Genomic DNA, 15,152 nt, shown 5'->3' with positions numbered 1-15,152 from the left:
GTTCCACATAATTGGTATCTATAGTAGTTCATGTTATTATAGCTAGTTCTACATGTTTATTAATAGGTAAGCTATGTTTGCTAGGTTAGATGCATCATTGTTAAAGAATGGATTATGTAGCTCAACTAGATAGTGGAATGATTTAGTGTTTAATGTGTTTATCGAATTCTTTAATCCATAGAGATATTATTTCTCTACTCCAGAATTCTGCCCACCAATAATCACTATCAAGTATATGCCATAGAGCCCATTCAGCTTTTTCAGCTTTTTCATCATATCCATACCTGCTGATATACTCTTTGAATCCCTTCACTCTAGACTCTACTTCTCTCCAGAATACCTCGTGCTCCTTGATCTCACCTCTCCATTTTGTGTAAGAGCCTAGCCATGTTGCTGATGGTATAAATGTGAGTTTCCGTTTAGGTGGATTATCTCTAAGTACTTCATTGGGAAGTACAGTTCTAGCTATACCTATCTTCTTCATTTCGGTGAAAAGGTTTAGGAGAGTATCTAGAAATACTGCTGTAGCTGGTGGATTTCTTGAAGCAACAATCCAGTTTTCTCCATCTAGAGCTAGTGTCACAACTCTAGCTCTATTGCTGATTGCTTTTGTCAGTAGTTTGGTTACAAAAGTGTATGCTCCCTTGATTGCGTGAATCTCGCTACAGTAGTTATTGTTGAACCCTATATCGTTGCTGAGTTCTGTATCTCTAAAGAAAACAACAATACTTTCTCCAGTTACAGCATCTTGCACAATGTAGGGTTCATATGGGCTTTCTCTATCTCCTTGCGACGACACGAAGTGGTGTCTCTCATCTAGAAATGTGTATTCGAGGTTGAGAGATGATAGTATGTGTATAAGTTTCATAGAGAAAGACATTTCGGGGAGCCAAATACCTCTAGGATCTCTACCTAGAAATTTTCTAGATATGTTCAATCCATATTCAAGTTCTTTTGAGATAACTCTATCAAGCTCTAGATAATCCACAATATAGCCTGATATAGTGTGTGCATATATGCTTGTTAAAACCTCTATCGAGTTGCTTTCTGCTAGACTTCTATACATATCCATAGTTTCTCTAACTATTTGTGTAAGTCCCGATGATCTCTCTATCGATTCTCCTGAAACTGTTGTAATACCATTATCGACTATATCTATCCATTGAGCTAATAGAGATGGACTTAGATTATACGTTATATATGTGTATCCCCTATACTTGCTCAAGATAGAGGCATGATAATGATAAGGACCCAATCCATAGGGAGAGAGAATAGGTCTCCAAACATATATGAAGGGCCATAGAGATAAGTAGCGTTTATCTGGGCCATAGTTTGGGGGTTGATGGTGATGAAAAACAGTAACAATAGATATAGGTCTAGAGTACTCGCTGTACACAACCATCTGGTCTATATAGTCAATAGTATATCCATCTACCTTAAGCTTCACACTACATCTATCTCTAGCTCTAACACCTACCTCAAATCCTAGAATCTCTCCTACCTCAAGTTTTGCACTTCTTCTCTCAACTAGATCATTACATACCAATAGATCTATAGTGTACCTCTTACCAAAACCATAATTCTTTACATATACCTTTACAACTGTTTCTCGAGGATCTCTAGAGAATGGCTCTACAATCACGTAGCCTTCTACTGAGCCATAGAATCTAGGTTCTACAAGTGCTTTCCCACATATACTTACATCCAAATAGCTACACCTTGAGCATCAGCTCTACACCTAGTTCAAAGCTCTTCTCGGGATCAAGAACCACGACTCTAGAGAACATTATACCTATACTCTGGATAATATCCATAATCCCTCTCTCAGTTCTTGTGGGCATTACTATAGGTGCTACCCATATATCTACATCTCTATCTAGCGATAACTCTAGATCTATGATCCCCTTAAACTCTATTCTCCTTCCACTACCTATCCACACTTCTTCGAGATGCTTAATAATGTCTGGCTCAAGCCTATAGATGGGGTATTCTTCTCCTCTTCTTCTAGGAACTTTTGGACTTAGATGATAGTCGAACCCTATTCTAGATGTGAAAGGCTCGTTACCTATGTTTTTAATCCTATGAATTATCTTTAAATAAGGTGCTCTAGAGTCTACATACATATGTTTAGCTACTTCTACAGGTATGGGTATACCTTTTCCATAGAAGTATCCTCGATACATTAAAACTAGATTGTTATTGTCTATTGACACCAGTTGATATTTACCTAGAGCTAGATTGCTTTGATCAATGAATGGTGTATTATTTACCCAGTCCCATAAACTTATTGTTGGGTTCCATAAATGGTCTCGAGCAATATTCCTTTGATACCAATCAGGTCTAAAGGTAGGGCTTGTGGATAGATATGGCTCTAGATAACGGTTCATGGTTGATGCAATGTTGTGTTCATATCCCTGATGCTTAAAGCTTAACTCTGTTACTGTACCTCCATCGCTAGGCTTTACAACAACATCTAGATGTTTTGTTTCAATAACTACTTCGCTATCTCCATTGAAATCTATGTCCTCTATACTGCTATACATATCTCTTGAAGCGAAATAGTTTGAATTGTTTTCAGCTATCACCTCAGCTTTGATCATGTTTTCATAAACTGTTTGTCTAAGGTGCGGTAGATATATACCTCCGAAGAGACCGTGCCAATAAGCATCATTGCATTGAGCAAAGTAGTAATACCTCCAAGCATCTTCGGGTGCATTAAGCTTCTTCAGCTTTCTTCTAAGCCATAGAAGCCTCTTATGCATATAGTTACTCTCTCTATACTTCACAAAAAAGTTTCTGAAATAGCTTGAGCTCCAGTACATCATCTTATCGTAACTACCGTACACAGGATATATCAATCCCTTAACACCGTATCTATCTAGATATTCGCTAGGTGTAATGGTGTTGATTATACTAGAATTCTCTTCAAGTTTCTCTATAAACTCTCTCAACCATTTGCTTGCCCATTCCCTTTGACTCCATTCACCGAATTTCTCTGCATCACTACCCCAGAGAACATATCTATCACCTTTATCGCTACCTCTACTCACTATATACTTTATCACAGATTCAATGCTTTCCCATGGAAGTATATACCTTATTCTCTCATCTACAAAGAATATCTTCAACCTATGCCCATCGTTCTCAGTTAGCCATGAATATCCAGCTTCATCTCGATTAACGATTTTCGGTAGAATATAGTCATCTATAATTGTATACTCTATATCGTTAATAGCTAGAGGTTCTACAACAGAAGGTTCCCAAACTCTTTCAGCTAACCAGAATCCTCTAGGCTTGTACCCAAAAATCTCTCTAAATAACTCTATATATAGTCTGATTTGCATATACATATCTTCACGAGGTATTACAGGAAGAATAGCCTCACCAAAAGCTCCCCCTAGAAGCTCTAGAGAACCTCTCTTAACTAGTTCTTTAACACCATCTATCCATTCACTATGTTTCTCAAGCATATAGAGAAGCAATGGACCACTTATATGTGCTGCTATCTTAATTTTTGGATGATCCAACAATATATCGAGTAGAATCTTGTAGCAGTTGTTATATATTCTTTCATAGACCCACTCAAGTTGTCCAACAGGTTGATGGAAATGTAACACGAATATGAAGTTCACTCTACTCATCGCCTCTCCCCCAAAAAATTCTCGATAACCTTTATCATAAGGTTTTTCTTTTCATCAGCAGAAGCATCAGATCTAGCTATCTCGTCTAGAGCATTAGCTATATCATCTACCATATAGATCTCTCTAAACCATTTCTGTATATCGCCTCTATTAAGGTGATATACAATACATTCACTAGGCAGAGATCTAGAGATCCATAGGAATTCTTTAACAGATGCTGCAGAAATGTTTAGAGATTCGAGATCGAAACATTTGAAATAGAATGCTTTTTCAGGTGGTAGCACAAGGTTCTTAAGCATCTTCGATGGATTTTCTCTAGCTTTTTCAGCAATAATGTAGAATAGTATTGATATAGCTTGTGCATAAAGAACATATGCATCAACAGCATTCTTGTAGGGACTGAAGTATTGATGAACTTCTTCCATAGAGCCAAATTTTGTAGCCATATAATAGAAGTGGTCGCTTATTGTTAAAAGCCTCCATATACGTGTTAGATAGGGATCATCAATAGCGTCGATGTATCTCTTGAGCTCTAGAAGCATAGAGAATGAATTTTTCTGTATATAGTTTCCAAGCCATGCACTTAGATCCCTTTCATCAGCCCAGCTAATAGTTACCCACGGAGGTACATCATATACATCAACTGTATCATGTGCAAATGCTGCTCTAGATGGTGTAGAGAAACGTAGATGACTATGCTTCAAAACCTCTTGGGGAAGATACCTTAGGAATTCATGTATACCTGATTCAGGCCAGTGGTGTTCACCAAAGGTTTCGTAGTCCATTGCCAAAACTACTACATCACCAGGTGTAACGGCTAGCCATAAGGCATATTTATCAGCTGTCAATGGATATTGATCCCACTTATTGTTACTGAATCTAAACCCAATATCGTCGCTAAGTCTATAGTTTCTCGTTAGAACCCTTATATCGCATAGATATCCTCTATAAACAAAATTAGGGCTTCTCCAGCCAAGAATCCACTCAACACCTTCAGTAAGAATCACCTTAAAACCCATTGAGTAGAGCTTACAAGCGAGATCGTTATTGTATATAAACTCTGTATTCTCAACAGAAACAGGTTTAACACCAAAAATATCTTCAAGAATCTTTAGATGACTCTTTATCTGATCCTCTAGCTCTTTGTAGTGTGGAGGTATCAAGAATGCTAGGCTATGGTAATAAGTTTGAGCAACAAGCTCCACTAATCCTGTTGCAACAAGATCTACAAAAAGATCTACAACTTTAGGTACCCAACGAAGAGCTTGCTCAATGAATGCACCAGATATACCAAAAGACACCATAAACTTTCTATCGCTACCCATAAACCTCCTAATGGTCTCAGCTATAATAGATGTTGCAGGTATGTAGCACTTTCTAGCAGCTCTCTCTATAACAAGTCTATTGAGATCTTGATCAAACAGGGCATCTTCTATATCTCTAGGATCTAATGACCCCTTGATCGCCTTCTTAATCAATTTTTCGTGCATCCTTCTATCAAGTCTATATGGTTGATGAACCTCAAAAAACATGACTATATCCTTCAAATCCCACCACCTATACCCATAACCATATCCTCAGGATCCCATATAAGTACGTGAAGCGGTATCGGCAGATTATGGGGTCTATATATAGATTCGTATAGTGCTTCATAAAAAACTCTATAGATATACCATGGAGTGATGTATCTATATAGATCTCTAGGTATAGATCTAAAGCCTAACACAGTTTCTAGAAGAGATTCTCTAGCAAGATTATGGATATAGCTCATCAGTATAGATGAAGCATGAGCATCTCTCCATTTCCTTGCTTCACCCCATCCATATTTAGCAAGCTTTTTTGCAATAGAATCTATATCCATTCCATAGACCTCCTTTACTCCTGCAAAAAGTATGTAGTCTAGGCTCCGAATAAGTGAAGCTATATCCCTAAAACCGTGAGACTTTAGATATCCATCTCTAGACAGAAATAAAGGTTCGCCCTCGAAGTCAACTATAGTGAAGCCTCTATTACCTGAGTAAACTATTTGGCCTAGATGTAGATCACTATGACATAGTATCTTCTTAGTTTCACTAAATATTGCAAAAGCATTAAACGCTCTATCTATCCATACAGGGATTCTCTTATCAACAACCTCAATCCAGAAACCATCTACACGATCTTCAGTATGAAGTGTATCTAGATTATGTAGAAGCATATTTGCTATCTCTTCAAGTCTTTTCCCCCATAATTCAGTATCTTCAACAGTAAAAGGTTCTGAAGAGAAGAAGGTATCATCACTTAACGCAAACACTTTATGTAGTTCTGCAATAGTTCTTCCCACAGAATAGTCTAGGTCGTGTATGTGGCTCTCTATACCTCTTCTTAAGAGATTTAGAAGAGATTCATAGAATGGTAGTCCTCCATTAACTCCCTCGACATACTCTAGAGATAGCCCTATGGTGTAGCCTCTATACCTGCATACAGAATACATCTTGGGTATATATCTAAAACCTTTAGCCATCAGGTATCTAGCTATCTTCAACTCAATTCTATCTGTAGAAACCAATCTATAGCTTTTCATAACAATCCTACATCCTTCTTTATCTGATGAAGCTATCGTAACAACGTTTGAGGAATCGGTCAGTAGCTCTACTTTATTGAATATACACTTCGGTAAAATATAGAGATGTTCGCAATCGATAATGTTTCTAGCTCTCAATAGAAAAGGTTCTACAAGATCTGCTTCAACATAGATATCTCCATTGATCTCCAGAGGTACAGAGACATGGATATCTTTATGCATCTTCTTTAGTGGAACAAAATATCTATATCCATTATCATCAACAATTAGTAGAATGAGGTACTCTCCATCTCTATAGAATTCGTGATCCAGGATAGAGACTACCTCTCTATCCTTAGGCCACCATCTCGCTCTCTTTAACCATCTAGCTAGTTTATCTAGATCTATCTCCACATGTCTACCCAGATACAGAACTGTTGTTCTCCTTAATAGGTGTATAGAGTTCAGAGAGAACTCTCTTGATACTAAATCTCTCAGAACTCTTCAGCGCGTTAAGAGCTACCTCTTTGTATTTAATAGAACCATAGCTCTTTAAAACATCTACCAATTTCTCCCTAAACTCCTCATACTCAACTTTATCGATATCGTTTACTCTTGTATCGCTGTAAATGTTTATGAATTCATTGATTTCTGAGCCAAAGAACCAGCCATTTAATCCATCAACAATAAGCTCTAGCGCTCCACCATCTCTTGAACTAAGCGTTGGAATACCATTTAGAGCTGCCTTCATGTAGCTTGTGCCGCAGGCCTCCCATCCAGGGAACGGGGTAAAGAGATGTATATCGCACCCACTTAGCAGAAGCTTAGCTTTAGATATGTCGTAGTCGTGTATGAATACAATGTTATCGTACTTCTTACTCAATTCCAAAAACTTTTTAGCGTAATGAAGACCATCTCTATCATCTGGATGCGGTTTTCCACCTATAACGAAGACTGCATCTAGATCTCTACCTATATCCTCTATAAACCATGTAATGAAGTAAGGCCTCTTGTATCTAACGATCCTTCTACACCAAACAACTATAGGGGTTGTTTCATCAATTTCTAGCCCTGGTTTATAGATCTTTAGAAGATCCTCGATCAGCTCCTTCTTGACCTCTAGATGTGTACGCCACAATTCTTCGGAAGAGATATTTTCTATACCTTTACCTGCCACGAGACCTCTAATTATGGGGTGTCTCCATCTATCTATACTAACACCATTGGTTACATAACTAAACTTGTGCACAAATTCAGGAAAGAGAATCTTTGTTACCTCATAATGTTTTTTCGATACTGCGCAAGCTTTTGAAACTCTTTCAAGAGCTAGTCTAGTTATCATTTCACTATCATGTTTAATTCTTATACCAAATTCTTCTTCAAGAACTTGAGAAGATATGTATGGATGTCCCCAGGGTCCTGGTGTATGTACTATAAGCCTAAAGTTCTTGTACTCCGGTAATGCGTATACCAGAAGTGATGCATAGGCTTCATTAAGATCTATGACATCTACACTATCTAGGCCTATAAATTCCTTGATGTATTTTGCTGAAGCCTTAGCTAAGAAAGTCCACTTATATATTCTGCTTTCCTCATCTTTCTCGATATATACTCTCTCAGTAGCTTGCCTCAACCACAAAGGACATGTCGCTTCAAAAAATACTACCTTAGCTCTACCCTTTGTGTAGGTCCATGGACGTGTATAGACGTTCTCGCCTCTAATCTTGATTACGAATTCTTCTTCAGCTTTCATAAACTTTGTCAAATCTATAGGCTGTTTCTGTGGTTTAGCTATGATGTTTCCATCATCAGTTACATAGTAATCCACATATCCTTTCTTATGGAATAAAGTTAGCACAAGGTATTCAAATCCATTCTTAGAAGCCTCAATAAATTTATCTCCTTCAAGTACCCCTAGACCACCAGCATAACAATTGATTTCCTCTAGAGCTATTTCAGGTGTTATAGACACGATTACCAATGTGAGCTACCTTTAGAGCTAATGTCCTAGAGAAAACGTTTAGCTATGGCTAAAGATAAAAAACCTTACCCCTATTGTCTTTGAACTCTATGTACAAGCCCTATAGTAAGCCATTCGGCGTGCAAGTTCGTAACACGATATCAAGCTATTTACAGTATGTTTAGGTCTGAAGTAAGAATCTACATAATTTATCGAAAATTCCCTAATCTTCTCTCCATATCTAGGTTCTCTCAACACTATATCTCTAAGTTCTCTATAAACTATACTCTCGAGACCTCGACCTCTTTCACTATAAAACATGAGATAACCAAGGCTCTGAATAGCTCTAGCAAGCTCATAGACATCTCCAGAAGGAACCTTGATACCTACACCTAGTGGGGTAGCCCTTAGATCACCAACATATTCTGAAAGTCCTCCAGTATTAGACACAACTAGAGGTGTTCCTATAGATAGAGCCTCTATACCTGATATACCGAAAGGCTCATATCTAGATGGTAGAACATATAGATGTGATACATAAACAAGTAACTTGTACATATCTAGATCCAGTCCATCATAAACTACTGCGACTTTACCTAAAACATCGCCTAATAGGCTTCTTAGATAGTTTTCGTATCCATAGTCTCCTACGCTTTTTCCGAGGATAAGTATCTTTATAGAATGGGGTAGATGTCTAGCTGAATGGATAAGTGTATCGAATCCTTTTTGAGATGTCAATCTACCAGATGATACAACAAGTATATCGCCATCCTTTAGATCTATATAGCCCCATAGATGAGTCTTGTTAATCACATCTTCGGCAACTTTCCACCTAATCTCAACCCTATCTATAGATCTGTACACCTTTTTAGCTATCTCTTCCACTTCTCTAATGCTCCATGAAGTTGAGTTATATATGTAGCAACACTTTCCTCTAATCCATTCACCATAGTCGCGAGCAAGGCTATCTACTTCAGATCTACTTACTGTGGCTATGGCATCAGCTATCTTCACCATGAAGCACTCTATATTACCCCAACAACTATCCCACAAATATCTAGTGGAGAGAAACTCATGTCTATGCACACTCCATATACGTTGAAGAATATCCGGTATACCTAGCCATGCTTCAGAAGCGTAATGCCATGGATATGAAGGCGACCCTCTGAGATGGATTTGATAGAGTATGGGTAGAGCATATCCATTGACTTCAGCTACACTCTTTAGAAGAGCACCTGCTAAAGCTGAATGCCAATCATTTACATGAACAATATCTGGATAACCCAATGCCTGAGCTAAACATAGTGTGCCTCTAGCCAAAAGACATGCTTTTTCATCAGCATAGCTATAGGGAGGCCAAACATCTATAACACTAGATGTACGGTTATCTCTTCCTCTAATTAGGATAACCTTAACCTTATCTACATAACCTTCTAGAAAACCTAGATCATATGGATAAATGTTGCCATCAACACCATATCTATCACCTCTACACACAATATCTAGTTCCCTGAAGTTCTTTGGATAAACGCCATGCGATGGCATTACAACAGTTACTTCAAATCCTCTATTAGCGAGCTCTGTGCTCATTAGAGCTACTGCTTCTCCTAAACCACCGAGTTTTGTTACACCACTATACTCAAAGCTTAGCATCCATACTTTTTTTATTGATATAGGTGCATACACTTCTCTAGACCCAGAAAAAATTAATGAGCTAGGGATAATAAACTGTGCGATAGAGTGGAAATATGATACTAGATGCCTAAGTATTGGAAAGATTTAATAAACTGTTGTTCTTAAATTATATCTAGGGGGTTCCCTTTTGACTAATGATGGTCTTCGGATAGCTGTAATACCTATAGGAGGTGAAGCTGTTAGACTTAGGCCTCTATCTATAGGAACTTCTAAAGCTTTGATACGGATACTTAATAAACCAATTCTAGAATTGATTATTCTCGAACTCGCCATGAATGGTATAGAAGAAGTTTATCTAGGTGTTAGAGGTTATTATAACTATAGATCTGTTTATGACTACTTTAAAGAAGGTTACTGGATAAGAACTAGATATCCCTTCATAGATCATGATGTTAGGATTAGGTATATGCCTAGGTATGAAACTCTCGGTAATGCTGATGCTGTGAGAATTCTCGTAGATTATTACAGCTTGAGGGAATCTTTTATTGTTGTTCAATGTGATAATCTATTCAAGCTAAATATAGGTGATGTGTATAGATTTCATAAAAGTGTTGAAGCAGATATGACTATAGTCTTCAAAGAAGTTGAAGATGTTAGTGAATTTGGTGTAGCTGTACTCGATAACGATAACAAAGTCGTAAAGTTTGTTGAGAAACCAAAGCCTCAAGAAGCTCCCAGCAAACTCGTTAACACAGGTATATACTTAATCCAGCCCACAGTAATAGATTTCTTTAACAGTATCCATGGTATGGATATGCTTAAAACAGGTAGAATGGATTTCGGAAAAGACATTATCCCGAAACTTATAGAGCTTGGCTACAGAGTTTATGGATACGTAATGAAGAATGGGTATTGGTTCGACATAGGTACGCCCGAAAGATATCTCGAGGCAATGAAGTTCCTGCTGTATCATTCTGATCATAGAATACTGGAAGCTGAAGAAAAACTCCCTAGAGTATATATGCAGGGTAGATCTCAAGCCTCTAAAGTTCTTCACAAAGATATAATTGAGAGATATAGGAGAGGACTTGTAAAGTTCTCAGGTGTTTCGCTAATAGGTAGACATACCGATATAGGTGATAACGTCTATATAGAGGATTCCGTTATAGATAACTACAGTATAATCAAGTCTGGTTGCCATATACTTGGCTCAGCTATAATGGATAGAAGCTTTATAGAAGACGATGTAAAAATAATAAACTCTATCATTGGGAGACATGTCCATATAGAGAAGGGAGTAACACTAATAAACAGTTACATAGGGGATAATACCCATATAGGTGCCTTCAGTAAACTGGTTAACGTAAAGGTATGGCCACACGAAAGAATACCACTAGGAGTCCACATAGAGAATTATGAGGTTAAACCAATCCACCATGATGCAAACGATTAGCATCTCTAAAATCTCTAAAAGAAAAGTTTGGTTAGATGATAGAATAAAATCACTTTGATGTGTATAGCCAGCATTTTACACGACTCTTACCTATATCAACATACTCTGGCTCTTTCTTGATACAGATGTCGAGTCTATGTGGACATCTATCAGCAAATACACATCCAACACCTTTAGCACCTAGTTCTATAGATCCTACACCATACTGTATCTTGCTTCCCCATATCTTATCTATTCTAGGTATAGATTCGGCAAGCATTTTCGTATATGGGTGTGCAGGTTCTGAAAGAATATCCGCAATACCTTCTTCAACTACCTGGCCTCTATAGAGTACAACAACTCTATCGCTAACGTATCGAGTTAAGCCGAGATCGTGGCCTATGATAACTAACGTCTTCCCCTCTTTATCCTTTAGATCTATAAATATGTTCAGTATATCTATTCTTGTTGAAGCATCAACCATCGATACAGGTTCGTCAGCTATAATGACCTCTGGATTTACTAGAAGAGCTCTAGCAATCGATAACCTCTGTAACTGTCCTCCACTAAACTCGTGAGGATATCTACCCATAACGTCTCTGATATTGAGCCCTACTTTCTCAAGTGATGACACTATTATCTTCTCTAAATCCTCCTTAAGTAGCTTTGGATAATAGTTTTTCACAGTATCTATCAATGTGCTGAGGACTCTTCTCCTAGGGTTAAAACTCGCGTAGGGGTCCTGAAAAACGCCTTGCACGTGCATGTAGTAGTTCTTAAGCCCTCTAGATCCCTTGAAGATCCTTATATCTTTTCCTTTAAACAGTATTCTGCCGTGTGTGGGTTCATATATCTTGAGAATGAGTTTAGCTATTGTTGATTTTCCGCTTCCTGATTCCCCTAATACACCAAGTATCTCTCCTTTAACAATATCTAGATTAACTCTATCGACTGCCTTTATCGTTGTTTTACCCAGGAGGCCCAACCTAAATATTTTCGTAATATTCTCGAGCTTCAATACAGCTTCAGACATATCCTTATCACCTCTTTGAATAAAGCCAGCAAGATACATATCTATCTCTATCCATATTTGTTAGAGGTGGTTCTTCTCTTCTACATATATCCATAGCGAATGGACATCTCGGATGAAATCTACAGCCTGGCGGTGGATTTACTAGACTTGGTGGTGCACCAGCTAATCCAACTAATCTAGAGACTCTATACGAGTTCTCTAGTTTTGGAACCGATTTTATCAGCATAGCTGTATACGGATGGAGAGGCGAACTTATTACTTCTTCTAGCTTCCCTACATCAACTATTTTTCCCGCATACATTGTTGCAATTCTGTCACCTATCTGCCTTATAGACGATATATCATGTGTTATGAATACTATTGATCCTACAAGCTTTTGGGTAACTAGATCTCTAAGTAGCTCTAGTACATATCTCTGTGTTACAACATCTAGAGCAGAAGTAGGTTCATCGGCTATGAGTAGATCTGGTTTAAATAGAGTTGATAATGCTATAACTACTCTCTGTCTCATTCCTCCAGAGAGCTCAAGTGGATACATATCGAGGACTTTCTGAGGTAGATTAACTAGCTTAAGTCTATCGATAAATGTATTGAGCACATCTTCGTATTTCATCTTCTTATCTTTTGCTAAATCTCTTAGAAACACATTAATCTTTTTGATCACAGGAATAGCGTCTAACACGTATTGAGGTATGAGTGCTATTTTTGTAAGCAGTATTTTTCTTCTTTCTTTACTACTGAGTTTGGTGAGCTCTATAGAGTCTAATAGTTTAGCTGAACCTCCAGCTATAAACATAGGTGGTTTAGGTAGAACTAGAGACTGTACAAGTGTTGATTTTCCACATCCGCTTTCACCTATTATTCCAAGTATCTCGCCTCTTCTAATATCGAGATCTACACCATCAACAGCTTTAACAGTATCTACGAAGGTCTTGTAATATACTTTGTATTTCTCTAGCTTTAGTACCGAACTCATATACACACCCCCTCTATACCCTTCTTAACCTCGGATTGAACACTTCTTCAAGAGCTAGAACAATAATGTATAGAGAAGCTATCAACATAACTATAACTACTCCAGGTAGAAATAAAGCCCACCAAACACCAGTTATTAGTGCACCCATCTGGAGCCATTGCTGTACTCTTGCAAATAGAGACCATTCCGCTGCCTTAATCCCTAGAAACTCAAGAGTTACAGCAGTAGATAGTGCATTGGCTAACTGGATAACGAATACCAGAAGTATGTAGGAAGCTATATTGGGTAATACATCTTTCACTATAATCTTTATGGGGTGGTTTCCACTAAGTCTAGAGATAGCTATAAAGTCGCTAACCTTTAGTGCAGCAACTTGTGATCTAACAGCTCTTGCTGTCCAATGCCACGAGAGAAGCCCTATCAAGCATCCCAGGAACAGTATATTCTGGAGTTCTCTTCCGGGCATCCCTAGACCAACTATATAGAATGTTCCAACCATTATCATTATGAATACTGGCGGCATCGCTAGAAGCACATTTGTGGCACCATCTATCACTAGATCTGCCCATCCACCAATATATCCAGCTGTCAAACCCAGTATCACACCAACAACTGTTGCTACTATAGCAGCTATAGCGCCAACACTAAGCGAAACCCTTAAACCATATACAGATGCTGCAAATACATCGTATCCAAGATTATCTACACCAAATAGATGCATATGCTCTATAGTTGGCGGTAAAGACCGTAGGTATTTACCATCTCTCACTACGGGTTGATTCGGCTTATAGGGAGTTACAAGAGGCCCTATTAATGCCAAAATTACTATGACTAGTACTAGTGATAGACATACCCAAAATCTGGTATTCTTTTTAAGCAATCCCAATATAATCTTTCTCTCACTCATATCTATGCACCTACAACACCAAGCCTTATCCTCGGGTCTATCACAGCATATAGGATATCTATTATAAAGTTGGCAACTATAACCATAAGGGTATAGAATATCGTTATACCCTGTATCAAGAATATATCTCTAAAGTTTATAGCGTAGATGAGGGCTATACCAGCACCTGGGTAATTGAATACTGATGACACTACTATTCCTGCAACAATAATAGTCCCTATCTGTATTCCTAGCCCGGTTATCTGTGGATTTATGGCATATCTAAATGCATAACCAGCTACTTTTCTTTCTGAGAAACCTAGAGACTCCATGAATCGTGCATAATTAGATTCAAGCTCATAGATCATGAGAGTCCTCATACCTGAAGCCCATCCACCAAGAGATACCAAGACCATTGATAGAAATGGCAATGTATATGCCTTCATGAACATCGAAAATGTTTCAATACTTGGTGAACTAAGGAATGGATCTATATCTGTCCTCATTATCGTTGGCTTGAAGACAGGATATACAACACCAAGTATATAGGCAAATGCTAATCCTAGTAGGAAGTAGGGTATAGAGGTTAACACATATATTATCGGTATAAACACTCTATCAAGCTTTCTGTGTCTTGCTGCTAGAGCTCCTATCCAGTTACCTAAAAACCAGCTCACTATTACTGCAGGAGTTATAAGGATCAGATCATATGTCAGAACTTCTACAAGCTTAGGTGCAACTGGTGCACTATAATACATACTCCATCCGAGATCTCCCTGAAGCAACCTGGCCCAGAAAAGTATATACTGTTCATGTAGTGGTAGATCTAGACCCAGCATAGCTCTAGCTCTCTGTTTAAATTCCTCTATCTGTTCTTCTGTATATCTAACACCTGGAGCCATAAAAGACCTCATTACTGCTGTGAGTCCCGGATCCCCTGGAGCAAATCTAACGAGAGCCCATACAATAGTTATAGCTACAACAAAAACAACAATATAAGTGATACCTCTCTTTATTAGATATCTTTTGAGCGACATACATCCATCA

General features: G+C 38.0%; 11 protein-coding genes. 1 reads left to right on the top strand and 10 read right to left on the bottom strand.

What is annotated here, in order from left to right; genetic code table 11:
* Positions 1-142: 142 nt before the first annotated feature.
* The 6 genes from QXK50_08505 to QXK50_08480 form a co-directional block, all read right to left on the bottom strand.
* Positions 143-1,708, bottom strand: coding sequence for a glycoside hydrolase family 57 (locus tag QXK50_08505; GenBank protein MEM2009189.1), 1,566 nt, complete (start codon positions 1,706-1,708; stop codon positions 143-145).
* 4 nt (positions 1,709-1,712) lie between these two features.
* Positions 1,713-3,641 carry an alpha-amylase/4-alpha-glucanotransferase domain-containing protein gene (locus QXK50_08500; protein MEM2009188.1) on the bottom strand — a complete coding sequence of 643 codons (1,929 nt, stop codon included), beginning with the start codon at positions 3,639-3,641 and terminating at the stop codon, positions 1,713-1,715.
* Complete coding sequence (locus QXK50_08495; GenBank protein ID MEM2009187.1) at positions 3,638-5,188, bottom strand: glycoside hydrolase family 57 protein; 1,551 nt, start codon at positions 5,186-5,188, stop codon at positions 3,638-3,640. The genes QXK50_08500 and QXK50_08495 overlap by 4 nt, the downstream gene beginning before the upstream one ends.
* Positions 5,185-6,597 (bottom strand): phosphotransferase, encoded by a 1,413-nt coding sequence (locus tag QXK50_08490; protein MEM2009186.1) that lies wholly within the window; start codon positions 6,595-6,597, stop codon positions 5,185-5,187. The genes QXK50_08495 and QXK50_08490 overlap by 4 nt, the downstream gene beginning before the upstream one ends.
* Positions 6,598-6,601: 4 nt before the next feature.
* The gene (locus QXK50_08485) at positions 6,602-8,155 is read right to left on the bottom strand and encodes a glycogen/starch/alpha-glucan phosphorylase (protein ID MEM2009185.1); all 1,554 of its coding nucleotides are present in this window, start codon (positions 8,153-8,155) and stop codon (positions 6,602-6,604) included.
* A 96-nt stretch (positions 8,156-8,251) separates the two neighbouring features.
* Positions 8,252-9,829 (bottom strand): glycogen/starch synthase, encoded by a 1,578-nt coding sequence (locus QXK50_08480; GenBank protein MEM2009184.1) that lies wholly within the window; start codon positions 9,827-9,829, stop codon positions 8,252-8,254.
* A 136-nt stretch (positions 9,830-9,965) separates the two neighbouring features.
* Between QXK50_08480 and QXK50_08475 the strand changes: the two genes are divergently transcribed.
* A complete protein-coding gene (locus tag QXK50_08475; GenBank protein ID MEM2009183.1) occupies positions 9,966-11,231 on the top strand; it encodes an NDP-sugar synthase in 1,266 nt (421 codons plus the stop codon).
* 49 nt (positions 11,232-11,280) lie between these two features.
* On the opposite strand, the gene QXK50_08470 is transcribed toward QXK50_08475, so the two are convergent.
* From QXK50_08470 to QXK50_08455, 4 genes are read right to left on the bottom strand one after another with little or no spacing between them, the layout of a single operon-like run.
* Positions 11,281-12,243 (bottom strand): ABC transporter ATP-binding protein, encoded by a 963-nt coding sequence (locus QXK50_08470; GenBank protein MEM2009182.1) that lies wholly within the window; start codon positions 12,241-12,243, stop codon positions 11,281-11,283.
* Positions 12,244-12,250: 7 nt separating this feature from the next.
* Entirely contained in the window at positions 12,251-13,219 is a 969-nt protein-coding gene (locus tag QXK50_08465; GenBank protein ID MEM2009181.1) for an ABC transporter ATP-binding protein, read from the bottom strand.
* Positions 13,220-13,232: 13 nt separating this feature from the next.
* Complete coding sequence (locus QXK50_08460) at positions 13,233-14,126, bottom strand: ABC transporter permease (GenBank protein ID MEM2009180.1); 894 nt, start codon at positions 14,124-14,126, stop codon at positions 13,233-13,235.
* Between the two features lie 2 nt (positions 14,127-14,128).
* Positions 14,129-15,142, bottom strand: coding sequence for an ABC transporter permease (locus tag QXK50_08455; protein MEM2009179.1), 1,014 nt, complete (start codon positions 15,140-15,142; stop codon positions 14,129-14,131).
* Between the last annotated feature and the right edge of the window lie 10 nt (positions 15,143-15,152).

Origin of the sequence: Ignisphaera sp. (genome assembly GCA_038831005.1) — an archaeon.
GTDB lineage: Archaea > Thermoproteota > Thermoprotei_A > Sulfolobales > Ignisphaeraceae > Ignisphaera.
Note: the sequence above shows the minus strand (reverse complement) of the source record. Positions and strands in the feature narration are given on the sequence as shown.

Excerpts from the sequence above, each read along its gene's own strand:
- QXK50_08500 (MEM2009188.1), bottom strand. The coding sequence starts at position 3,641 with ATGAGTAGAGTGAACTTCATATTCGTGTTACATTTCCATCAACCTGTT.
- QXK50_08470 (MEM2009182.1), bottom strand. The coding sequence starts at position 12,243 with ATGTCTGAAGCTGTATTGAAGCTCGAGAATATTACGAAAATATTTAGG.
- QXK50_08465 (MEM2009181.1), bottom strand. The coding sequence starts at position 13,219 with ATGAGTTCGGTACTAAAGCTAGAGAAATACAAAGTATATTACAAGACC.
- QXK50_08460 (MEM2009180.1), bottom strand. The coding sequence starts at position 14,126 with ATGAGTGAGAGAAAGATTATATTGGGATTGCTTAAAAAGAATACCAGA.
- QXK50_08455 (MEM2009179.1), bottom strand. The coding sequence starts at position 15,142 with ATGTCGCTCAAAAGATATCTAATAAAGAGAGGTATCACTTATATTGTT.